The 20,527-nt window shown below is 71.6% G+C and carries 22 protein-coding genes; 10 read left to right on the top strand and 12 right to left on the bottom strand.

The window, feature by feature from the left end:
• The first annotated feature begins 7 nt into the window (after positions 1-7).
• Positions 8-871 carry an NAD(+)/NADH kinase gene (locus ABZ860_RS10410; protein ID WP_357217885.1) on the top strand — a complete coding sequence of 288 codons (864 nt, stop codon included), beginning with the start codon at positions 8-10 and terminating at the stop codon, positions 869-871.
• A 102-nt stretch (positions 872-973) separates the two neighbouring features.
• Here the strand turns inward: ABZ860_RS10410 and mgrA are convergent, their stop codons facing one another.
• The 4 genes from mgrA to ABZ860_RS10390 form a co-directional block, all read right to left on the bottom strand.
• Positions 974-1,969, bottom strand: a complete 996-nt coding sequence (gene mgrA / locus ABZ860_RS10405) for an L-glyceraldehyde 3-phosphate reductase (protein WP_357217883.1) — start codon at positions 1,967-1,969, stop codon at positions 974-976.
• Positions 1,970-2,095: 126 nt separating this feature from the next.
• Positions 2,096-2,725 (bottom strand): alpha-ketoglutarate-dependent dioxygenase AlkB, encoded by a 630-nt coding sequence (locus tag ABZ860_RS10400; RefSeq protein ID WP_357217880.1) that lies wholly within the window; start codon positions 2,723-2,725, stop codon positions 2,096-2,098.
• A 30-nt stretch (positions 2,726-2,755) separates the two neighbouring features.
• A complete protein-coding gene (locus ABZ860_RS10395; RefSeq protein WP_357217877.1) occupies positions 2,756-3,418 on the bottom strand; it encodes a hypothetical protein in 663 nt (220 codons plus the stop codon).
• Positions 3,419-3,582: 164 nt separating this feature from the next.
• Positions 3,583-5,715, bottom strand: coding sequence for a glycogen debranching N-terminal domain-containing protein (locus ABZ860_RS10390; protein WP_357217874.1), 2,133 nt, complete (start codon positions 5,713-5,715; stop codon positions 3,583-3,585).
• A gap of 148 nt (positions 5,716-5,863) precedes the next feature.
• On the opposite strand from ABZ860_RS10390, the gene ABZ860_RS10385 reads away from it, so the two are divergent.
• The 4 genes from ABZ860_RS10385 (at position 5,864) to ABZ860_RS10370 (ending at position 10,188) form a co-directional block, all read left to right on the top strand.
• Positions 5,864-6,907 carry a LacI family DNA-binding transcriptional regulator gene (locus ABZ860_RS10385; protein ID WP_357217871.1) on the top strand — a complete coding sequence of 348 codons (1,044 nt, stop codon included), beginning with the start codon at positions 5,864-5,866 and terminating at the stop codon, positions 6,905-6,907.
• 37 nt (positions 6,908-6,944) lie between these two features.
• Positions 6,945-8,192, top strand: a complete 1,248-nt coding sequence (locus tag ABZ860_RS10380) for an extracellular solute-binding protein (RefSeq protein ID WP_357217868.1) — start codon at positions 6,945-6,947, stop codon at positions 8,190-8,192.
• A 62-nt stretch (positions 8,193-8,254) separates the two neighbouring features.
• Positions 8,255-9,340 (top strand): sugar ABC transporter permease, encoded by a 1,086-nt coding sequence (locus tag ABZ860_RS10375; protein ID WP_357217865.1) that lies wholly within the window; start codon positions 8,255-8,257, stop codon positions 9,338-9,340.
• Complete coding sequence (locus tag ABZ860_RS10370; RefSeq protein WP_357217862.1) at positions 9,337-10,188, top strand: carbohydrate ABC transporter permease; 852 nt, start codon at positions 9,337-9,339, stop codon at positions 10,186-10,188. The genes ABZ860_RS10375 and ABZ860_RS10370 overlap by 4 nt, the downstream gene beginning before the upstream one ends.
• Before the next feature lie 53 nt (positions 10,189-10,241).
• On the opposite strand, the gene ABZ860_RS10365 is transcribed toward ABZ860_RS10370, so the two are convergent.
• The 3 genes from ABZ860_RS10365 to ABZ860_RS10355 form a co-directional block, all read right to left on the bottom strand.
• Complete coding sequence (locus ABZ860_RS10365) at positions 10,242-10,697, bottom strand: hypothetical protein (RefSeq protein ID WP_357217859.1); 456 nt, start codon at positions 10,695-10,697, stop codon at positions 10,242-10,244.
• Entirely contained in the window at positions 10,694-11,092 is a 399-nt protein-coding gene (locus ABZ860_RS10360) for an SgcJ/EcaC family oxidoreductase (protein WP_357217856.1), read from the bottom strand. The genes ABZ860_RS10365 and ABZ860_RS10360 overlap by 4 nt, the downstream gene beginning before the upstream one ends.
• A 121-nt stretch (positions 11,093-11,213) precedes the next feature.
• Positions 11,214-11,813 carry a PadR family transcriptional regulator gene (locus tag ABZ860_RS10355; protein WP_357217853.1) on the bottom strand — a complete coding sequence of 200 codons (600 nt, stop codon included), beginning with the start codon at positions 11,811-11,813 and terminating at the stop codon, positions 11,214-11,216.
• Between the two features lie 327 nt (positions 11,814-12,140).
• Here ABZ860_RS10355 and ABZ860_RS10350 point away from each other — a divergent pair, with 327 nt between their 5' ends.
• Both ABZ860_RS10350 and ABZ860_RS10345 read left to right on the top strand, forming a co-directional pair.
• Entirely contained in the window at positions 12,141-12,926 is a 786-nt protein-coding gene (locus tag ABZ860_RS10350; RefSeq protein ID WP_357217850.1) for a type I restriction enzyme HsdR N-terminal domain-containing protein, read from the top strand.
• On the top strand, positions 12,923-13,150 hold the full coding sequence (locus ABZ860_RS10345; RefSeq protein ID WP_357217848.1) for a hypothetical protein: 228 nt from the start codon (positions 12,923-12,925) through the stop codon (positions 13,148-13,150). Before ABZ860_RS10350 ends, ABZ860_RS10345 begins: the two co-directional genes overlap by 4 nt.
• Before the next feature lie 18 nt (positions 13,151-13,168).
• Here ABZ860_RS10345 and ABZ860_RS10340 read toward each other — a convergent pair whose 3' ends face one another.
• The gene (locus ABZ860_RS10340) at positions 13,169-13,396 is read right to left on the bottom strand and encodes a hypothetical protein (RefSeq protein WP_357217845.1); all 228 of its coding nucleotides are present in this window, start codon (positions 13,394-13,396) and stop codon (positions 13,169-13,171) included.
• A 181-nt stretch (positions 13,397-13,577) separates the two neighbouring features.
• Here ABZ860_RS10340 and ABZ860_RS10335 point away from each other — a divergent pair, with 181 nt between their 5' ends.
• The gene (locus ABZ860_RS10335; protein WP_357217842.1) at positions 13,578-14,918 is read left to right on the top strand and encodes a helix-turn-helix transcriptional regulator; all 1,341 of its coding nucleotides are present in this window, start codon (positions 13,578-13,580) and stop codon (positions 14,916-14,918) included.
• Here the strand turns inward: ABZ860_RS10335 and ABZ860_RS10330 are convergent.
• Together ABZ860_RS10330 and ABZ860_RS10325 are read right to left on the bottom strand one after the other, a co-directional pair.
• Complete coding sequence (locus ABZ860_RS10330) at positions 14,908-15,600, bottom strand: hypothetical protein (protein WP_357217840.1); 693 nt, start codon at positions 15,598-15,600, stop codon at positions 14,908-14,910. The two genes, ABZ860_RS10335 and ABZ860_RS10330, sit on opposite strands and share 11 nt — an antisense overlap.
• Before the next feature lie 10 nt (positions 15,601-15,610).
• Positions 15,611-16,438, bottom strand: a complete 828-nt coding sequence (locus tag ABZ860_RS10325; protein ID WP_357217838.1) for an oxidoreductase — start codon at positions 16,436-16,438, stop codon at positions 15,611-15,613.
• A 99-nt stretch (positions 16,439-16,537) separates the two neighbouring features.
• Between ABZ860_RS10325 and ABZ860_RS10320 the strand changes: the two genes are divergently transcribed.
• Entirely contained in the window at positions 16,538-17,440 is a 903-nt protein-coding gene (locus tag ABZ860_RS10320) for a LysR substrate-binding domain-containing protein (protein WP_357217835.1), read from the top strand.
• A 6-nt stretch (positions 17,441-17,446) separates the two neighbouring features.
• On the opposite strand, the gene ABZ860_RS10315 is transcribed toward ABZ860_RS10320, so the two are convergent.
• Entirely contained in the window at positions 17,447-18,100 is a 654-nt protein-coding gene (locus tag ABZ860_RS10315) for an HAD family hydrolase (protein WP_357217832.1), read from the bottom strand.
• A 178-nt stretch (positions 18,101-18,278) separates the two neighbouring features.
• Between ABZ860_RS10315 and ABZ860_RS10310 the strand changes: the two genes are divergently transcribed.
• A complete protein-coding gene (locus tag ABZ860_RS10310) occupies positions 18,279-19,070 on the top strand; it encodes a class II aldolase/adducin family protein (RefSeq protein ID WP_357217829.1) in 792 nt (263 codons plus the stop codon).
• A 45-nt stretch (positions 19,071-19,115) separates the two neighbouring features.
• Here ABZ860_RS10310 and ABZ860_RS10305 read toward each other — a convergent pair whose 3' ends face one another.
• A complete protein-coding gene (locus tag ABZ860_RS10305; protein ID WP_357217826.1) occupies positions 19,116-20,522 on the bottom strand; it encodes a cellulose binding domain-containing protein in 1,407 nt (468 codons plus the stop codon).
• Between the last annotated feature and the right edge of the window lie 5 nt (positions 20,523-20,527).

Genomic DNA, 20,527 nt, shown 5'->3' with positions numbered 1-20,527 from the left:
TGTGGGCATGGGCATGGTCAGCACCGTGGGTCTCGTCCTGCACCCGCAACGCGATTCCAAAGAGGCGATCGACACGATCGTCGAGTGGGCGCGCAAGCGGGACTGCACGGTGCTCGGGCTGCCCGACGAGGTCGGGCGCATCGACTGCAGCGCCATCGCGGTGGACGCCCCGACCCTGGTCAGGCGGTCCGACCTCCTCGTCAGCCTCGGCGGCGACGGCACGATGCTGCGCACGATGCGCCTGATCGCCGGGCGCCCGACCCCCGTCCTCGGGGTCAACCTGGGACGGCTCGGCTTCCTCGCCGAGATCGACGTGGACGAGCTGGCGTTCGCGCTGTCCGCGATCGACGAGCACAGATACACGGTCGAGCCGCGCATGGCGGTCCGGGCGACCAGCCACGACGGCCGGATGGTGACCGCGTTCAACGACATCGCCCTCGTCCGCATCCCTGGCGACGGGCTCGCGGCCGTGTCCGTCTCGGTCTACGGCGAACCGTTCGTCCGGTACGCCGCCGACGCCGTGATCGTCTCCACCTCCACCGGGTCCACCGCGTACAGCTTCTCTGCGGGCGGCCCGATCGTCTCCCCCACCGTCGAGGGCTTCCTCGTCGTCCCGGCCGCCGCCCACTCGGCGTTCAACCGGGCGCTGGTCCTGTCGGCCGACGAGGAGGTGACGCTCGACGTGCTCCCGAGCAGCGGGCAGCTCGCGCTGGAGGTCGACGGCACGATCGGCGGCCACCTGTGTCCCGGCGACCGGCTGACGGTGACCGCGCTGCGCGCCGCCGCCCGCGTGGTGCGGCTCGGGACGACGACCTTCTACGAGCGGGCCCGCCGCAAGCTCCGCGTGAACGGCAGCGCCGAGGCCGACTGACCGGCCGCCCGCAACGCCGCGCGAGCTTATAGACGCGTTCTCCTGACGCGGACGGCCGGGGCGCGGCGCGTGCGTGCCGGCCCCGGAACCGCGTGCGCGCGGCTACAGCAGGCTGTCGATCGCGGACAGCTCCTCGGCGGTGAGCGCCGGCGCCTCCAGGGCGGCGACGTTCTGTTCGAGCTGCCCGACCGAGCTCGCCCCTATCAGCACGGACGTGACCCTCCGGTCGCGCAGGATCCACGCCAGCGCGAGCTGGGCGAGGGACTGGCCGCGCTCCTGGGCGATCTTGTCGAGGCCGCGCAGGGTCTCCAGCAGCTCGGGGGTGAGCCGGTCGCGCTTCAGGAAGTGGCCGATCGCCATCCGCGAGTCGACCGGCACCTCGCCGTCGAGATAGCGCCCGGTGAGCAGGCCCTGCGCCAGCGGCGAGTAGGCGATGCACCCCGCTCCGGCCCGCTCCAGCGTGTCCAGCAGGCCGTCCTCCACCCAGCGGTCGAGCATGGAGTAGCGCGGCTGGTGGATCAGGAGCGGCGTGCCCAGCTCGCGCAGCACGGCGGCGGCCCGCTCGGTCTGCTCGGCGGAGTAGTTCGAGATGCCCACATAGAGTGCCTTGCCCGAGCGCACCGCCGTGTCGAGGGCGCCCATCGTCTCCTCGATCGGGGTGTCCGGGTCGGGCCGGTGGGAGTAGAAGACGTCGACGTAGTCGAGCCCCATCCGGCTCAGCGACCGGTCGAGGCTCGCCAGCAGATACTTGCGCGACCCCCACTCGCCGTACGGCCCGGGCCACATGTCGTAACCCGCCTTCGTCGAGATGAACAACTCGTCGCGGTAGGGCCGGAAGTCGGCGCGCAGGTGGCGGCCGAAGTTCTCCTCCGCCGAGCCGTACGGCGGGCCGTAGTTGTTGGCCAGGTCGAAGTGGGTGATGCCGAGGTCGAAGGCCCGGCGCAGGACGGCGCGCTGCACGTCGTGCGGGTGCCCGTCGCCGAAGTTGTGCCACAGCCCGAGGGAGATCTCGGGAAGCAGCACGCCACTCCTTCCGCTGCGCCGGTACCGCATGTCGTCGTATCGAGCGGGGGCGGGGACGTAGGGGTGCGGGATCATCCGTGGCCTTTCTTGCGCGACTGGGCCGGTCCTTGCCGCGGCCTTACTCAAGGACTACCAGCAAACCGCACATGTCAACGGCTCGCCCACCGCCCTCGGCCCGGTGCGCGCTCGAGGCTGGAGAGCTCAGCGAACGCCTCTCGGGCGGAACTGGACGCTGATGCGGGCTCCGACCACCTTGGCCGACTTCGGGATCGCGTGCTCCCAGGTGCGCTGGCAGCTCCCGCCCATGACGATGAGGTCGCCGTGGCCCAGCTCGTGCCGCACCCTCGGGCCTCCCCCGCCGCGGGGGCGCAGCAGCAGCGGGCGCGGGGTGCCGACCGACACGATCGCGACCATGGTGTCCTGCGTGCTCCCCCGCCCGATGGTGTCGCCGTGCCAGGCGACGCTGTCCCTGCCGTCGCGGTAGAGGCACATCCCGGCCGTGCGGAACGGCTCGCCGAGCTCCTCCTCGTAGTGGGCGTTGAGCGCGTCCCTCGCCTGGGCCAGCACAGGATCGGGAAGCTCCTCGTCCTCCTCGTAGAACTTCAGCAGGCGCGGCACGTCCACGACCCGGTCGTACATGTGCCTGCGCTCGGCGTGCCAGGGCACCGCCTCCAGCAGGCGTTCGAAGAGCGCGTCGGCCCCCTCGATCCAGTGCGGCCGTACGTCGATCCAGGCGCCGCGCTCCAGGGGAGTGCGCCGCACCGACGAACCGAGCGGGCCGACGTGGACGTCTTCGTCCCAGTCCAGCAGCGAAGCCTGAAAAGCCGTCATGACCTCCATCATATTAGAACACCCATTCGATCATGCTGCGGGCGAGAAGGAGTGCCGTCCCAGCCGCCACAGCGCCACGGTCAGCCACACCGCGCCGAGTGCGATCAGCACGCCATGGGCGACGCGGATCGCGGGAGTGCCGAAGAACTGGGGGATGAAGAGCAGGAACCCCGCGGCGAGCGGAGCGGCGCTCCACCGGGGGAGCATCCCCGACCGCGCGGCGGCGATCGCGGCCAGCACCGTGCCGGCCCCGAGCAGCGCGAGCCCGCCCAGGAACATCGCGCCCGCCACCGGGCCGTACCGGAACTCGTCGGCCAGCGCCAGCAGTGACGCGTCGCCGTCCCGCACCGCCCTCGCGGCGATGACGTTCAGCCCGAAGACCTCCGCACCGTAATACGGCAGGGTCAGCCCGGCGCCGATCCACGTCACCACGGCGGCACGCAGAGCGAGCGGACGGTCCAGCACCGGGTCCAGCAGCAGGTGCAGCCCGAGCACTCCCAGCGCGAGCAGGACGAACCCGGCCACCGCGAACAGGTGCGCCGCCACCCAGGCCGGTGACGCCATCGCGGCGGCCCCGGACAGCGAGGTCTCGTCGGAGTACGGCCGGACCACGGGATACAGGACGAACAAGATCCCGGCCCCGAGAAAGGACAGGCCGGTCAGCCGGGCACGGGCAGGCAGGACGGAGGTCATGGCGGCTCCCATCGTCGGAACACGACGAACGGAGCCGTTTCATCGCTCCGCTTCGAGAGCAATGCTCTCTTCACAGAACAACGATGTCAACATGAACCCCTGCTTTCGCCCCTATCAGCAGGGCGAAAGCAGGAGATCCAGGCCGTTCGGATCGACCGAGCTCGTCACAGCACGTCGAGGTCGAGGCCCGGCGGCAGGCCGGTGACGGTGGCGCGGCCCGCCGCGTCCACCGCGACGCTCACCTCCGCGCCCGCCACCCGCAGCCCCCGGGCCGACAGCGCCCCGAGCGGCGCCCCGGCCATGGGCCGCAGCAGCACCCGCCCCGCCGGCACGTCGGGATACAGGCCCAGCGCGGCGTGCGCGATCGTCACCGCCGCGGCGGCCGACCACGCCTGGGGACGGCACGCCGCCGGGTAGGGCATGGGCCTGCCGAGGCCGGGGCGCGGACCCGCGCCGTCCCCGGCGTACAGCTCGGGCAGCCGGTAGCCGAACGCCTCCCCCGCCGCGAGCAGCCCTTCGGCCAGCCCGGCCGCCTGCGGGGCGAACCCGGCCCTGGCCAGCCCGGCGAGCACGATGGCGGTGTCGTGCGCCCAGATCGAGCCGCAGTGGTAGGACAGCGGGCTGAAACCGCCGTCGCCCGACGACATCGTGCGCAGCCCGTAGCCGCCGCTCATCATCGGGGCGGCCAGCAAGCTCGCGACCTGGGCCGACTCCTCCTCCGACAGCAGGCCGGTGCCGAGCAGGTGGCCGATGTTGCTGGTCAGCGCGTCCACCGGCCGCTTGTCGGTGTCGAGCGCGAGCGCGGGGAAACGCCCGTGCGGGCCGTCCACCCAGAACCGGGCGCGGAAGCGCTCGGACAGCGCGTCGGCGTGCTCGTTCCACCGGTCGGCGCCGGGACGGCCGAACGCCTCGAGCAGCGACGCCGCCTTCCTGGCCGCCTCGTACGCGTACCCCTGCACCTCGACGAGCGCGATCGGCGGCTTGGCCTGGCTGCCGTCGCGGAACCGGATGGAGTCGCCGGAGTCCTTCCAGCCCTGGTTGGCCAGGCCGCGGGCGGAGGTGTCGATGTACTCCACGAACCCGTCGCCGTCGGGGTCGGCGAAGTCGGCGAGCCAGCCGAGCGCGGCCTCCATGGCCGGCAGCAGCGCCGCCACCTCGCGCTCGGGCATCCCCCAGCGCCAGGCGTCGTGCAGGAGGCTGATCCACAGAGGGGTGGCGTCGATCGTGCCGTAGTAGGCCGCGGGCAGCCGCAGGCCGTTGCCCTCGACGGTGAACTCGTGCCGCCGCAGCTCGTGCATGATCTTCCCCGGCGCCTCGCCCGAGGCCGGATCCACCCGCCTGCCCTGCCGGCGCGCGAGCACCCGCAGCGTGCCGGCGGCGAGGTCGGTGCCGAGCGGCAGCAGCATCCGGGCGGCCCACAGGCTGTCACGCCCGAAGAGCGTGAGGAACCAGGGCACGCCCGCGCCGAGGAAGGTGTCCTCGGGAGCGCCGGTCTCCGCCAGCCGCAGCGACCGCAGGTCTTCCAGCGACTGGTGCAGCAGCCGGGTCAGCCGCCGGTCGGCGGCGGTGACCTCGGGTCTGCTCCACTCCAGCGCCCTGGCCGGCGCGACGACGACGGCGGCGGGGTCGTCCACGACGACCTCCCAGCGCAGCGTCGCCGACCCGCCAGGGGGCAGGCTCAGCTCCCAGCGCAGCCGGCCGCCGCCGCCGGTCTCCGCGCGGGCGTCCTCGCCCGCGGCCGTGACCCGGATCGCACCGCTCCGCCACGACAGACCCATAGGTCCCGGATCGGGGTGGTCGGGCTCCGGGCCGTCGGGCTCGGCCGGCACGGTGTCGCCGCCCGACTTGACCACCTCGATCGGCGCGAAGTCGCAGCCGAGCTCCACGGTGACCGATGCGGTCACGGCCACCGAGGCGGTGGAGGTGATCTCCACGCGCTCGCTCATCCCGCGTGCGCCGACCTCGCGGACGCGTTCGAGCCGCACGGTGGGATCGGGGTGAGGGTCGCCGAGCCAGCGGGCGAGCGAGACGAACCGGGTGCGCCCGGCCTCCTCGTGGACGTGGCCGATGGCCTCGGGCTCGCGGCCGTCCACCAGCAGCGTCGCCTGCGACAGCGCCCGGTGATCGGCGTGGAAGAGCCCCTGGACGCCGAAGGGGCGGATCTGGCCGTCAGCGCCGCTCAGCGCCCCGGTCGGCGCCATGACGGTGCTGACCAGCTCGTGCAGTGGCGGTTGCAGGCGGTACGCCGCGCCGGCGGCGAACTCGCCGCCCGGACCGGGCGTGGCTCCGACGAGCACCGATGGGCCCTCCTGGATCGAATCGCCCCGGCTTTGACCTTGACATACGGTCGCGGGGGGTGCACATTGCGAAACATTCAGTTTATTTTGATCGATCTAATCATGCCTTACTCCGCCTTGAACGTTCAAACCCCCAGAAGGGCAGACCATGACCGAAAAGGTGACGATCGCCGACGTGGCCCGGCTCGCCGGCGTGTCACGGCAGACGGTCTCGAACGCCCTGAACAGCCCCGGCGTCGTCCGCGAGGAGACCAGGCAGCGGGTGCTCCGGGCGGTTGAGGAGCTGGGCTACCGGGTCAACCAGGCCGCCCGCCAGATGCGCACCGGCCGGTCCCGGCTGATCGCCATCCGGATCGAGCCCGACCGCGACGGCATCAACGGCTCGGTGCTCGACCGCTTCCTGCACGGCCTGACCGAGTCGGCCGCGCGGTCCGGCTACCGGGTGCTGCTCTACACGGCCGACGACGACCAGGCCGAGGTGGACACGTTCGAGGACCTGCTCGGCGCGTACGAGCCGGACGCGTTCGTGCTGACCAGCACCCACCACGGCGACCTGCGCACGGCTTGGCTGCTGGACCACAAGGTGCCGTTCGTCACCTTCGGACGCCCCTGGAGCGCGGATTCCGCGGCCGCGTCCCACGCGTGGGTGGACGTGGACGGAGCGGCCGGCACCGCCGCGGCCACCCGCCACCTGCTCGACGCCGGCCATCGCGTGATCGGCTTCCTCGGCTGGCCGTCCGGCTCCGGGGTCGGCGACGACCGCCGCGAGGGCTGGGCGCGCACGCTCGCCGGGGCGGGCGTGGACCCCGCCGGCCTGAGCCGGGCCACCAGCGACGGCGTCGCGGACGGCGAGAAGGCCGCCCACGACCTGCTGCGGTCGGACCTCGGGGTGACCGCGCTCGTCTGCGCCAGCGACTCGCTCGCGCTCGGCGCGCTGCACGCCGCCCGATCCCCCGGCCTCGCCTGGCGGCCCGGCGGCGGAACGGCGGAACGGCCGGTCGCGGTGATCGGCTTCGACGACACGCCGGTGGCGAAGGCCGTCGGCCTGACCAGCCTGAGCCAGCCGCTGGGGCAGGCGGCCGCGCACTGCGTGGCTCTGCTCACCACACTTCTCGACGGCGAGACGGACCCCGGCGAACCGCCGGCGAACGTGCTGCTCGAACCCTCGCTGGTCGTCCGCCAATCGGCGTGAACCGGCGCGTCCCCCTCAACGAAGATCGGGAATGCTCATGAAGAACAGAACCGTACGGACGGCGGTGCTCGGCGCCGCCTGCGCCGCTCTCCTTTCCTCGGCCGCCTGCGGCAGCGGTTTCGACGACGACAAGGCGGCCGCGCCCGCCCAGCAGAGCGGCGGCCCGGCCGACCTGCAGATCCTCATCGGCTCCTCGGGCGACGCGGAGACCACCGCGGTGAAGGACGCCGCCGCGGCCTGGGCGAAGAAGTCGGGCTCGACGGCGACCGTGACCCCGGCGCAGGACCTCGCCCAGCAGCTCGGCCAGGCGTTCGCGGGCGACAACCCGCCCGACGTGTTCTACGTGGACGCCTCCCGCTTCGCCGACTACGCGAGCGTGGGCGCGCTGGAGCCGTACGCCGACAAGCTGTCCGGGGCCTCGGACTTCTACCCGAGCCTGCGCACCACGTTCACCTACGACGGGAAGTTCTACTGCGCGCCGAAGGACTTCTCCACCCTCGCCCTGGTGATCAACGACGACCTGTGGGCCAAGGCCGGGCTGGGCGAGGGCGACGTGCCCACCACCTGGGACCAGCTCACGGCGGTGAGCGAGAAGCTCAAGGCCAAGGGCGTCACGCCGCTCGCGATCGGCGACACGCGCGACCGGGTCGGGGCGTTCATGGTGCAGGCGGGCGGCTGGATCACCAGCCCCGACGGCAAGCAGGCGACGGCGGACACGCCGGAGAACCTCAAGGCCCTCGAGTACGTCCAGTCGCTGCTCAAGGACAAGCTCGCCCAGTTCCCCAGCCAGCTCGACGCGGGCTGGGGCGGTGAGGCGTTCGGCAAGGCCAAGGCCGCGATGACGATCGAGGGCAACTGGATCAAGGGCGCCCTGAAGGCCGACTTCCCCGACGTGAAGTACAGCGTGCACGAGCTTCCGGCCGGGCCCAAGGGCAAGGGCACGCTGTCGTTCACCAACTGCTGGGGCATCTCCGCGAAGAGCAGGTACAAGCAGCAGGCGATCGACTTCGTCGAGGCGATGACCACCGTCGACCAGCAGATGGCCTTCGCCAGGGCCTTCGGCGTCATGCCCTCGCGGCAGTCGGCGAAGGACGCCTACACCAAGGAGTTCCCCGCCGACGGCCCGTTCGTGAACGGCGCCGACTACGCCCAGGGCCCGGTCAACGCGCCGAAGATGGACAGCGTCCTGGCCGACTTCGACACCGGCATCCAGAAGCTCACCGCCAGCGACCCGAAGGCGCTGCTGGAGCGCCTGCAGAAGAACACCCAGGCCGCCCTCGGCTGACGCGAGACGGAGCGGGCCCCGGCCGGTCACGGCCGGGGCTCCGCCGACCGGAAGGAGTGACCGTGGCCGACACCGCACCCGCGCGGGCCACGCGGCCCGGGCCCCGGGTGAGCGCCTCCGTGCGGGAGAACATCGCGGGCTGGCTGTTCGTGGCGCCGGTGGTGGTGATCCTGGGCCTGTTCCTGCTGCTGCCGATCCTGATGGCGATGTGGGTCAGCCTCACCGACTGGAACGGCCAGGGCAGCCCGTTCCGCTCGGGGGTGCCGTTCGTCGGGGCGGAGAACTACACCCGGCTGTTCACCGAGGACGGCCTGGCCCGCCAGGACTTCATGACCAGCGTGCGGAACAACTTCTACTACGTGGCGATCGTCGTGCCGGCGCAGACGGTGCTGGCGCTGGGCCTCGCCCTGATCGTGAACAGCAGGATGCTGAAGGGGAAGACGTTCTTCCGCGCCGCGTTCTTCTTCCCCTCGGTCACCAGCTCCGTGGCGATCAGCGTGGTGTTCCTGTTCATCTTCGCCAACTCGGGCGCCGTGACCAGCCTGCTGAAGGTGTTCGGCATCGACGGCCCGCAGTGGTTCTCCGACTCCCGGGGCGTGCTCCACCTGCTGCTCGGGGGGCTCGGCCTGGTCGACCCGGCCGCTCCGCCGGCGGCGCTGACCGGCGGCGGGCCGTTCGGGCTGTCGTGGTGGGAGTGGCTGTCCGGGCCGAGCGTGGCCATGTGCACGATCATCATGCTGGTCGTCTGGACGACGTCTGGAACGTTCATGTTGATGTTCCTGGCCGCGCTCCAGGACATCCCGGTGACGCTGGAGGAGGCCGGCATGCTCGACGGGGCCGGGCGCTGGCAGCGGTTCCGGCACATCACGCTCCCGCTGCTGAAGCCCACGCTGTTCCTGGTGCTGACGCTCGGCCTCATCGCGACCTGGCAGGTCTTCGACCAGGTCTACGTGATGAGCCAGGGCAACCCGGCCAAGACCACGCTCACCCCGGCCTTCCTGTCCTACCAGACGGCCTTCCGGAGCTTCGAGTACGGCTCGGGGACGGCCATCTCGTTCGTGTTGTTCGCCATCATCGTCGTGCTCGCGCTGGTCCAGCGGTGGATCATGCGCGACCGCGACCCCGCCCGCCGTACGAGGAGGTCGTGACCGTGAGACGCCGGGACGCCCGCTCGCTCGCCTCCACCTTCGCGGGCTACTTCGTGCTGGTCTTCTTCGCGCTGGTCTTCCTCTACCCGTTCGTGATCCAGGTCGCGAACTCGTTCAAGACCGAGCCGGACGCCGCCGCGAACGCGCTGTCGCCCATCCCCCACCCCTTCTCGGCCGGCGGCTACGAGAAGGTCTTCCTCAACACCGACCTGCCGCTCTGGCTGGGCAACTCGATGCTGGTGACGATCCTGGTCACCGCCGGCCGGGTGCTGTTGTGCTCGATGGCCGGATACGCGCTGGCGCGGATCCGCTTCCGCGGCCGCAAGGCGCTGTTCTCCGCGGTCATCGGAGTGATGGCCGTGCCGCCCGTGGTGCTGTTCGTGCCGAAGTTCCTGGTGCTCAACCAGTTCGGCCTGTACGACAGCTACACGGCGCTGATCCTGCCCCTGATCGTGGACGCCGCGGGCGTCTTCATCATGAAGCAGTTCTTCGAGTCGGTCCCGGTGAGCGTGGAGGAGGCCGCCCGCATCGACGGCGCGGGCGTGTGGCGGACGTTCTGGTCGGTGGTGCTGCCGATGGCGCGACCGGCCCTGATCACCCTGACGATCATCTCCTTCCAGGGCAGCTGGAACGAGTTCGCGCACACGCTCGTGGCGGTGCAGAGCCCGGAGCTGTTCACGCTGCCGCGAGGAATCGCCGACCTGGTCAGCGGCTCGCTCGGCAAGGGCACGCAGTATCCGCTCAAGCTGGGCGCCGCCGTGCTCGCCACGATCCCGGTGGCGGTCATCTTCGTGGTGTTCCAGCGCTACTTCGTACGCGGCGCCAACGAGGGCGCGGAGAAGGGCTGAGGCCCTGCCGGCGTCCCCGGACCGGCCCCCGCCGGGCCGGTCCGGGACCTGTTTCAGCGGCCGCCCAGCAGGCGGACCGGGCAGCCCAGCTCGGCGCCGACCCGGTCGAGCAGTACGGCGAAGCCGTCGGGCGTCCGCGGCCGGAGCCGCCGGAAGAACCCGTTGGCGAGCGGCACTCCCCAGCGAAGGCGCTCGGCCACGTTGCGGACCTGGTAGACCAGCAGCGTGCCGGCCGGATCGGGCGCGAGGCGGTACTCGCCCCGATACCACCAGCCGCCCTGCACGGCCAGCAGGTCCTGGCCCACCTCGACCGTCATCGTGTAACCGGGCGCGGCGAGCACGAACCGGTCCGGCCCGCCCGTGAGCGTTCCGCCGTGCTCCGCCAGCGGAAAGCAGTTGTCACGCCCCACCGGCCCCGGCCGTACGCGCAGGAGCAGGCCGGACACGCGCGCGACCGGCGCCTCGACGACGCCGCGCACCTCGCACAGGAGGGTCCCGGGGGACGTCACGGCGTGCCGATCCGCGTGTTCTGGAACGACGCGAAGCGCCAGCCGTCGCCCTCCCTGACCGCGGTGAAGGTCATGATCGAGTCGCGGCCCGCATCGGCCGCGCCGTCCGGCAGGGCCGAGCCCCCGGTGGTCACGACCAGCGCCGCGTCCGGGCTCAGGAAGCGGATCTTCCGCAGCGGCGGCGCGGCTGCGGGCCCGCCCAGCCGGGACCCCTTCAGCGGGCCCTCGAACAGCGCCCGGTGGCTGTCCTCGATCGCCCGGCGGCCCTCCATGTGGAGGCCGAAGAACGTCACGTAGTCGGCGTCCTCGGTGAACAGCCCGGCGAAGGCGGCGGCGTCCGCGTCGTTCCAGGCCGCGGTCAGCGCGTCGAGCAGGCGGTGGATGTCGTCGGACATGGTCACGGCTCCTCTCGGATGACCGCGAAGCCGCCTATCCTCTGGGGTGCGAGTCCTGATCGGCCGCTTCGCGGTGGTCGGGTCCGGCGCCGGCCGGATGTTGGCGCATCCGGCCGGCGCATCACTGTGGGTCGAGCTGCCCGGTGTTCGAATCGGCGCTCCAGGAGACCCGGCCGGACCGGATCTCGGCGAGGGTCGCGCGGACCCACTCCAGCTCGGCGGCCTTCATCGCCCGGTCGTACTCCACCTCCAGGAGCAGCACGCGCGGCAGGCCCGAGCCGGTGAGCGCCTCGATGTGCGCGTCCGCGGAGACGATCGCGCCCTCCAGCGTGGCGGCCCGGGTGCCCAGCGCCCGCTCCGCCTCGGAGACCGGAAGGCATCCCATCAGCGACACCGCGGCCACGAAGACCTTGGTGTCGCCGTCCGGCTGTTCCAGGAGACGGCGCAGCCGGGTGCCCAGCTCGGCCCGCCCCTCCTCGGTCACCCGGTAGACCGTGCGCTCCGGCCGGCGGCCCTCCCTGCTGGTCTCCACAGGAGCGATGAGCTCCTCGCGGGCCAGCCGGTCGACCGCGTGGTAGAGGCTGCGCGGCAGGCCGCCGATGTAGTCCTTGTGCGTGTCGACGACGAACCGGTGCAGCTCGTAGGGGTGGGCGGGCCGTACGGACAGCAGGGCGAGCACCGTCAGCCCGACCAGGTCCCTGTCCGCTCGTCCTCGCGCCATCACTCCCCCATTGCCTTATTGCAATCCGCACTATAGCGAGACGCACCTCAGGCGGGAAGCCCCTACGCAGGCCGCGCACGCCGACGGAGGCGTCCGACGAGGCGTCGCACCTCCGCCCCACGCACCGGAGACTCGGGACCGAGGCCGCTCCCGCGTTCAGGAGAGACATTTCCCAATAAAACACCATTCGGCAGAACAGTCAGCATTGCCATTTGTTGCCGAACAGATATTCACGGCGGTAACCATTCGGGAGGGAAAACGCGTCCAACACCGTTACACCCGTGACCGCGAAACGGCCCGAGCCGCAGCGAGGAGAAGGTGCACCCGATGAGCGATCAGACGTCCGAGACCCTTGTCGCACCCGACGCGACCCAAGCCGCCACCAGGCACGAGGGCGACGCACGCGCGGCCCGGAAGGCGTCCGCACCCCGAACGATGCCGAAATGGGAATCCGAGGCGCGCAATCGTATTCGCACGGCGATCCGCCGGTACGGCAAGCCGCTCAGCGACCTCGTCGCCCGCGACGCCAACGAGGGCGACACCCGTCTGCTCGTCACCGATTTCCTCTGCGAAGGACTGGGATACGACAAATACGAAGACCTTACGACCGAATACCAGGTCAAAGGGGAATTCGCCGACTACGGCATACGCGTGGACAAGCAGCTCGCCGCGTTCATCGAGGTCAAGCGGTGCACCCAGAAACTGGGCGTCAAGCACCTGCGGCAGGTGCAGATGTACGCGGTGAACGAGGGCGTCGAGTGGATGGTGCTGACGAACGGCCAGGTGTGGCAGGTCTACCACCTCACCGGCGGCCTCCCCGTCGTCATCGACCTGGCCCTGGAGGTCGATCTCCTGGACGAAGGCGGGCCGACCGGGAAGGCCGACGCGCTCTTCTATCTCAGCAAGGAGGCGTTCAAGCGCCGTCTGATAGACGACCTGTGGAAGGCCCGCGCGGCGACGGCCCCGAAGTCCCTCGTCCGAGTACTCCTCACGCCGGTGATCCTCGACGCCGTACGGAAGGAACTGCGGCGGCAGACGGGACACAATGCGGACGACAAGGAGATCGAGCGCATCCTGCAGGCGGAGGTCCTTCGGCCCGATCTCCTCCCATGAGCAGCGGAGGGCGTGAGCGGATGGACCTGTTGCAGATCACGTTCTGGGAGGCGGACGACTACCGGCCGGGCACGAAGGGGCGTGAACGCCGGTGCAGCCGGGGCGGGTCGTCGTGCCCGTCGCCGGCCGAGTTCACCGTCACCGATCGCGCAGGCGCCGCCAACGGCGCCTGCGCGGTTCACGTCGTCGATTACATCAGGGACCGTCTCCGGCACGGCCGCTGACCGCGCCGCGTCCCCCCGTCACCCGGCGGCGGCCGGGTCGGCGGCGAACGCGGCGATCAGCTCGGCCTGGGCGGCCAGAGCCGCGGCGAGGGCCTCGGGGTCGTCGGCGTCGAGCGTCATCGCGCATCCCATGCGGATCGAGTCGAGGTCCACCGGCCCGCGCCTGGTCGCCCACCAGCGGCCGACGTCCGACCGCCAGATGATCCAGCCGGTATGGACCCGTGCGATGTCCTCCAACGTGGTCATGTCACCCATCTCCAACGGCTGCTCGCGGAAGTGGGCCAAGCTAAGCGCTTTTGAAGCGGTTGGAGTATCAGCCAGAGGACGTCCAATCACAGCCAGTAGCCGCGCGAACACAGATTCTCCCGTAGTGTCAGCGTGTCACGCTGACACAGTGTGCATGCGGTCGTGCGAGGAGGGGTGCGACATGCCGGCTAACCACCGCCATCCGCCGAACCGCCGGCTCGCGTGGGAACGCCTGCAGCGCGGGTGGTCCTACGAGGAGCTGTGCGAGCGCATCCGTACGTCCATGCGGTCGTGCGACGAGAAGGACACCGGCCTGACGGCCAACACGGTGCGGCGGTGGGAGACCGGCGAGCGGTGGCCGGATCCGCGCTACCGCAAGCACCTCGTGACGATTTTCGACAAGCCGGCGAGCGAGCTGGGACTGCTCACCCCCGACGAGATGGCCATGCGGCCGGTCACGGAGGTGGTGGACGAGATACGGAGGCTGCTGAGCATGATCGTCGCAGAAGGCATCGACCGCTCCACGTTCCTGCGGGGGCTCCTCGGCGCGGGCGTGCTCGCTCCGCTCCTCGGCGAGGGCGACGAGCGTCTTCCCGCGGCGGTGGAACGCGGGCGCGGGGTCGACGCCGAGTCGGCCGAGGCGTTCGCCCGGGTCGTCGACAAGCAGGCGGCTCTCTATTGGACCTCGCCGCCGGACGACATCTTCCAGGCGTCGGTCGCGCACACCCGGCTCGGCATGAGCCTGCTGCGGGCCGCGCCGGAGGGAGCGGTCAGGCAGACGCTGGCCGAGGCGGCCGCGCGCTCGGCCCTGCTGTCGGGCAGGGTCGCCTTCTTCGACCTGGACGACGGTCCCACCGCCGCGCGGCTGTACCGGATGGCCCTGTCGGCCACCCGGGAGTGCGGCGACCATCCGCTCGCCGCCGCCGTGCTCGCCCACGCGGCGTTCGTGCCGGGGTTCGAGGGCAACCGTACGGACGCCCTGGGCCTGCTGGACGCGGCGTTCGCGCACGCCTGGCACGGCGTCGGCCCGCTGACCAGGGCGTGGCTGCACTGTGTGGCGTCGGAGATCTCGGCCCGCTGCGGCGAGCCGAAGGAGTGCATGCGCCACATCGACCGCGCCGACCAGATGGTGGACGCGGGCGGCGACGACCCCCCGTGGCTGGACTTCTTCGAGCGGGCGAGGCTCGACGGGTTCGCCGGCTACAGCGCGCTGACGGCGGGCAACCACGAGGAGGCGGCCCGCCGGCTGCGCAAGGCGCTCGACGACCTGGGCCCGAACGGCGGAAAGCAGCGCTCGGTGCTGCTCGCCGACCTCGCCGCCGCCCACGCCCTCACCGACGGCGACCAGGCCGCCGAACACCTCAGGCAGGCGGTCGACGCGCTCGAGGACCAGTGGTACGCGATCGGGCACGACCGCGTCCGCGGCGTGCTGAAGGTCCTGCCGCCCGCGGGCCAGACGCGGGCGCTGGACGAACGGCTGACCGACCTCGGCCGGTCCCGGCACCCCGAGCTCACGATGTGACGACGACCCCCGCCCGCCACGCCGCGCGCAGCGCCTCGATCTCGGCCGGGGAGCTCTCGCGGGCGATGTACGGGATGTCCAGCAGGTGGCGGGTCGCGGCGGCGGACAGGCGCGCGCGCACGACGCTGGAGTCGTCGAGCACCTGGCGGTAGAGCGAGGCCCCGTCCATGCAGAAGACGTCGACGAGCACGATCCTCCCGTCCACCGTCCGGCGGACGTTGCCGCGGTTGAGGTCGATCCCGTCCCACCACGGCGTTCGCGCCCGCCATTCCTCGTCCACGGCGAGGGCGGTGCGCCGTACGGCGTCGAACGCCTCGTCGCCCGCCCCCTCGCGCCACCGCCGGGCGACCGCCGCCGCCTCCGCCTCCTCGGCTGGGGCCAGGAACTCCAGGACCGTGAGCGAACCGCCGCCGTCGAGGGCCTCGCTGAGCGCCACCCGCGGCAGGTAGGGATTGCCGGGGCAGCGGCGGCACAGCTCCAGGAAGGCCGGGTACGCCGGATCGAAGGGGCATATGCGGGCCGCGAGCATGCCGCGCGGCGAGCGCAGCCCGACGGCCCAGTCACCCACCCCGCACGGCGTCCAGCCGAGCCTGACGAGATCGGCCAGCGTGTCCCGGTGGTTCACCGTCTCCCATGCCCGGCCGAGCAGCGGCACGAGATCGGCGTCATGATCAGGTGTCACCCCGGCAACTCTAGAGGCTCGTCGCCCGGCTCAGCTTCTCCCAGTCGTCCAGGTCGGCGCGGAGCGTCTCGTGGTGAGCGCGGATGGCGTCCACCGCGTCGTCGCCCAGGGCGAGCCGCAGCGGAGGATCGTCGTGGTCGAGGACCCGGAGGATCGCCTGCGCGGCCTTGGCCGGGTCTCCCGGCTGGGTGCCGTCCATCTCGTCCACCGACGCCCGGGTCGCGCCCGTGGACACCCGGTAGGCGTCGATGGGCTCCGAGCGGTGCATGCGGTGACCGCCGAACTCGGTGCGGAAGGCGCCCGGCTCCACGATCAGCACCCGTACGCCGAAGGGCGCGACCTCGGCGGCGAGCGCTTCCGACAGTCCCTCCAGGGCGAACTTGGCGGCGCAGTAGGCGCCGAAGCCCGGCATGCTGAGCTGCCCGCCCATCGAGCTCATCTGGACGATCGTCCCGCTCGCCTGCCGGCGCAGGTGCGGCAGGACGGCCTTGGTCACGGCCACCGCCCCGAAGAACATGACCTCCATCAGCGCGCGCAGGTCGGCCATGTCGAGCTCTTCGACGGCCCCCACCGACCCGTGGCCGGCGTTGTTCACCACGACGTCGATCCGGCCGAAGGCCGACACGGTCTCGGCCACCGCCGCGTCGATCGACGCGGTGTCGGTGACGTCCAGCCGCGCGGCGCGCACGCGGTCGCCGCCCGTCTCCACCAGGTCCGCCAGCGTCTCGGGACGTCGCGCCGTCGCCATCACCCGGTCACCGGCGGCCAGGGCGGCCTCGGCCAGCTCACGGCCGAAGCCCGCCGAGCATCCGGTGATCAACCACACCCGTCCGGTCATGGTCCCACTCCTCGTTCTCGTGATCAGTGCGACCACTCTCGCCCGTGCGAGCCCCGCCCGGCCAACACACGTTCCCTGCGGCGGTTACAGTCAGAGCCTGTGACCCCCGAGCTGCGCCACCTGCGGTATTTCGTCGCCGTGGCCGAGCATCTGAGCTTCACCGTCGCCTCTCGGGAGCTGCACATCGCCCAGCAGTCGCTGTCGCAGCAGATCGCGGCGCTCGAACACGCCCTCGGCGCACGGCTGTTCGACCGCGACACCCGGGGCACGCGCCTGACCGAGGTCGGCCGCGTGTTCCTGCCCGAGGCGCGGGCCGTGCTCGCCCGCGCGGACGCGGCCCTGGAGACCGCCCGCAGGGCGGTGCGCGGTGAGATCGGCCGGCTTCGGGTGGCCTTTCTCGTCTCCACCGCGAACTACATGATGCCGCCAGTCGTCCGCGCGTTCCGCGAGCGGTATCCGGACGTCGAGCTGCTCGCCGAGGCCGTCGGCATCGCCGATCTCGTGGCGGGCCTGCGCGAGGACCGTTACGACGCGGCGTTCACCCGGCCGCCGCTGGTCGGCGACCTGGCGACCGCGACGCTGGTCGCCGAGCCCGTCTGCGCGGTCCTGCCGGCGGGCCACCCGCTCGCCGGACGGGCCGAGCTGCGGCTCGCCGATCTGGCCGCCGAGCCGTGGGTGCTCACCCCGCGGGGCTCGTGGGAGCCGTGGCACCGGAAGTACGACGAGGACTTCCGCGCGGCGGGCTTCGAGCCGCGGGTGGTGCAGCGGGCCGACGGCGTGCCGAGCCTGCTCGGCCTGGTCGCCGCCGGAGTCGGCGTCACGCGGCTCGCCCGGTCCGCGCACAGCCTCCGGCGCACCGGAGTGGTGTTCGTGCCGCTCGCCGGTGAGCAGGCCGAGACCGTCATGGCCTGGCACCCCGCGCGCGACCGGCGGGCCGTGCGGAACCTGCTCGGCGTGGCGGCGGAACTGGCCGCCTCGATCGACCTCACCGAGGCCGGCTGAGCTCGGTCAGTCGCCGTTGTGCTTGCGGATCAGGGCGGGCAGCTCGGCCAGCGAGTCGACGTGGAACAGGCACGCCCGGGCGGCCTGCTCGTCGCGGAGGATGTGGCCCCAGGGACCCCGCCGTACGAGTGCGGTGCTCAGCCCGGCCTTCTGGGCGGGCCGGATGTCGTTGTCAAGGCGGTCGCCCACGTAGAGGACGGACTCCGCCGGACAGCCGGCCTCCGTCACCACCCGGTCGAAGAAGGAGGCGTCCGGCTTCTCCACCCCCCAGCCGTCGGAGGTGCCGATCACGTCCACGGGTAAGTCGAGGGCGCGCAGGATGGTCTCGGCGCGGGCGGTCTGGTTGCCGGCGAGGCCGACGCGCAGTCCCATCTCCCGCAGCTCGGCCATACACGGCCGGGCGTCGGGGTAGAGGTTCTCCTCGCCGAACGTCTCTGCCTGGCCTTCCCTGGCCCTGCGCTCCCGTTCGGCATGGAGGTCGAACCCTGGCCGGAAATGCTGGAAGGTGTCCCGATAGTCGCCGCCGCGCGCTATCACCGCGCCGAACACGGCGGAGAAGGTGTGCCGCGGGATGCCCAGCCAGTCGGCCCAGGTGCCGTACTCGCGGGTCTCGTCCACCAGGGTCTCTCCGACGTCGAAGAAGACGGCCTCCAGCCGCATCGGTACCTCCCGTCTCTCACGATGCATGCACCTTACGCGGATTCGGCCGGCCTCCACTGCCCGGTTGGACAGGGCCGAAGCCTTAAGGAAACCGAAGAGGATTCGGTTTCGGCATGGACAGGAGACGGGTGCCGGAGACAGGCTGGACGGGTACGCCTCACGAGCCCTGGGAGCCGCGATGAGCCTGTCCGACCTGCAGCCCGTGCCCGCCGACCGGCTCGCCTTCCGGCTGCCGCCGAAATTCGACACCGTGGAGGAGGAGCGGCGCCACCGCAAGGAGCGGCTCGCGGCCGCGCTGCGCCTGTTCGGGAGGTTCGGCTTCGAGGAGGGCGTGGCCGGCCACATCACGGCCCGGGATCCGGAGCACACCGACCACTTCTGGGTGAACCCCTTCGGCATGTCGTTCAAGCAGATCAAGGTCGGCGACCTGATCCTGGTCAACCACGAGGGCCAGGTGGTGGAGGGCCGCCACCACGTCAACCAGGCGGCGTTCGCCATCCACTCGATGGTCCACCAGGCCAGGCCCGACGTCGTCGCCGCCGCCCACTCCCACTCCGTGTACGGCAAGGCCCTGTCGGCGCTCGGCACGCTGCTCGAACCGCTGACGCAGGACGCGTGCGCGTTCTACGAGGACCACGCCCTGTTCGACGACTACACCGGGGTGGTCGTGGAGACCGAGGAGGGCCGCCGCATCGCGCAGGCACTGGGCTCGCACAAGGCGGTGATCCTGCGCAATCACGGGCTGCTGACCGTGGGCGACAGCGTGGAGGCCGCGGCCTGGTGGTTCATCACGATGGAGCGCAGCTGTCAGGCGCAGCTCGCGGCCAAGGCCGCCGGTCCGACGGTGCCCATCTCCCACGAGAACGCCAAGCTCACCCACGGCCAGATCGGCAACGACGTCGTCGGCTGGATCAACTTCCAGCCCCTGCTGGACCAGATCCTCGCCTCCGACCCCGACCTCCTCGATTGACCGGCCTCCCGGGCCCCGGCCGGCGCCGGGGCCCGGAAGGATCGGCTATGGCATCGGCACGGTGTCCTTCCACGCGGTGCCCGCGCTCCGGAAGGCGTTGACCCTGGAGGTGATCTCGGCCGGGGCCACGACCTCGTTCTTGCTGAAGTAGAACCAGTCGACCTGCTGGGTGTAGGCGCGCGGGGTGGCGCTGCCCAGCAGCCCGCCGCCGATGAACCAGAGGTTGAAGTTCACCGACTGCGGCGTCTCGGGGTAGTAGTCGCCGCCGTGCTCGGCGAACAGCGCGCCGTCGATGTAGTAACGCACCGTGCCTCCGGAGACCTGCAGCACGAGGTCGTGCCAGCCGGCGTAGCTCGCCGTCCGCTCGGTGTGCGTGTTGACCGCGAGCCAGGGCTCGTTGCGGTAGGTCTCCCAGGTGGTCGTGTAGATGATCGGGCCCTGCGCGCCCCAGCCGCCGTTCGGCAGGTATTCGAAGTCCTGCTCGCTGTAGTCCGGGTCGAGGTCGTACGCCAGGGGCGTGATGGTGAAGAACGTCTCCACGATGGTGTCGCCGTCCGGGCCGCTGTCGGGGGCGTCGGCGAACCTCACCCGCGCGGCGTACGTGCCCTCGAAGAACTTGCGCTGGTGCAGGAACTCGGCCTGCGAGGTGCCTGCGGCGGTGCCGTCGGTGGCCGCCCGCAGTTGCAGGGCCTTGTTGCTCCCGCTGACGACGGGGAAGCCGACGTTGGACGCCGGCCAGCTCGCCCCGGGGACGCCGGGGCCGCCGCTGTTGGTCCGCACGGTCCAGTTGTGCGCGGCGATCTGCGGATCGGACGAGGAGGCGTAGGCGAAGTCGTCGAAGACGACCCCGCTGCCGCCGCCCGGTCCGCCCGGCGAAGGCGAGATGGAGGGCGACGGGGACGGCGAGGGATCGGTCACCCCGGCCGGCGGCGTGCCCCAGACCAGCGTGCCGCCCTGGTAGACGGCGACCTTGTCCCAGTCGCCGTACGTCGTCCTGGCGGGGCCGAAGGAGTAGTCGTCGCTCTGCCGGATCGTCTGCCAGTCGGACCGGTAGAAGCGCAGTTGCAGGTCGCCGGTCGAGGCGCCGGCCGCCAGGGTGCCGGAGGTGAAGCCGACCTCCAGGTAGCGGTCGGCCGCGGAAGTGCCGGAGATCGTCTGGAAGGTCCCGGTGACGGTCGAGCAGGAGACGACCGCCCACGAGCAGGCGAAGCGGTACTGCTGCGCCGGCGAGTCGGCCGTGAAGTAGTAGCGGATCTTCACGGCGTTCAGCGGCACCGCCGTGGTCCCGCTGTTGACCAGGTCGAACCACGGCTCCACCTGGTCGGCGGTGGCGCCGGTGGCGCTGGTCTTGTAGCGCAGGCGCAGCGACTGGGCCGCCTGCGCGGGCAGGGCCACCGCGAGCGCGGCCAGCAGGACGGCCGCGAGAGCGCCCCATAAGAGCTTTCGTGACACCGCTG

It is taken from the genome of Microbispora sp. NPDC046973 (assembly GCF_040644495.1).
Lineage (GTDB): Bacteria > Actinomycetota > Actinomycetes > Streptosporangiales > Streptosporangiaceae > Microbispora.
This window is presented reverse-complemented; position numbering and strand designations above follow the sequence as displayed.

Bases quoted from the DNA above. Each gene is read 5' to 3' on its own strand.
- ABZ860_RS10410 (WP_357217885.1), top strand. From the start codon at position 8: ATGGGCATGGTCAGCACCGTGGGTCTCGTCCTGCACCCGCAACGCGAT.
- mgrA (WP_357217883.1), bottom strand. From the start codon at position 1,969: ATGATCCCGCACCCCTACGTCCCCGCCCCCGCTCGATACGACGACATG.
- ABZ860_RS10400 (WP_357217880.1), bottom strand. From the start codon at position 2,725: ATGACGGCTTTTCAGGCTTCGCTGCTGGACTGGGACGAAGACGTCCAC.
- ABZ860_RS10395 (WP_357217877.1), bottom strand. From the start codon at position 3,418: ATGACCTCCGTCCTGCCTGCCCGTGCCCGGCTGACCGGCCTGTCCTTT.
- ABZ860_RS10385 (WP_357217871.1), top strand. From the start codon at position 5,864: ATGACCGAAAAGGTGACGATCGCCGACGTGGCCCGGCTCGCCGGCGTG.
- ABZ860_RS10380 (WP_357217868.1), top strand. From the start codon at position 6,945: ATGAAGAACAGAACCGTACGGACGGCGGTGCTCGGCGCCGCCTGCGCC.
- ABZ860_RS10360 (WP_357217856.1), bottom strand. From the start codon at position 11,092: ATGTCCGACGACATCCACCGCCTGCTCGACGCGCTGACCGCGGCCTGG.
- ABZ860_RS10355 (WP_357217853.1), bottom strand. From the start codon at position 11,813: ATGGCGCGAGGACGAGCGGACAGGGACCTGGTCGGGCTGACGGTGCTC.
- ABZ860_RS10350 (WP_357217850.1), top strand. From the start codon at position 12,141: ATGAGCGATCAGACGTCCGAGACCCTTGTCGCACCCGACGCGACCCAA.
- ABZ860_RS10345 (WP_357217848.1), top strand. From the start codon at position 12,923: ATGAGCAGCGGAGGGCGTGAGCGGATGGACCTGTTGCAGATCACGTTC.
- ABZ860_RS10340 (WP_357217845.1), bottom strand. From the start codon at position 13,396: ATGACCACGTTGGAGGACATCGCACGGGTCCATACCGGCTGGATCATC.
- ABZ860_RS10335 (WP_357217842.1), top strand. From the start codon at position 13,578: ATGCCGGCTAACCACCGCCATCCGCCGAACCGCCGGCTCGCGTGGGAA.
- ABZ860_RS10325 (WP_357217838.1), bottom strand. From the start codon at position 16,438: ATGACCGGACGGGTGTGGTTGATCACCGGATGCTCGGCGGGCTTCGGC.
- ABZ860_RS10315 (WP_357217832.1), bottom strand. From the start codon at position 18,100: ATGCGGCTGGAGGCCGTCTTCTTCGACGTCGGAGAGACCCTGGTGGAC.
- ABZ860_RS10310 (WP_357217829.1), top strand. From the start codon at position 18,279: ATGAGCCTGTCCGACCTGCAGCCCGTGCCCGCCGACCGGCTCGCCTTC.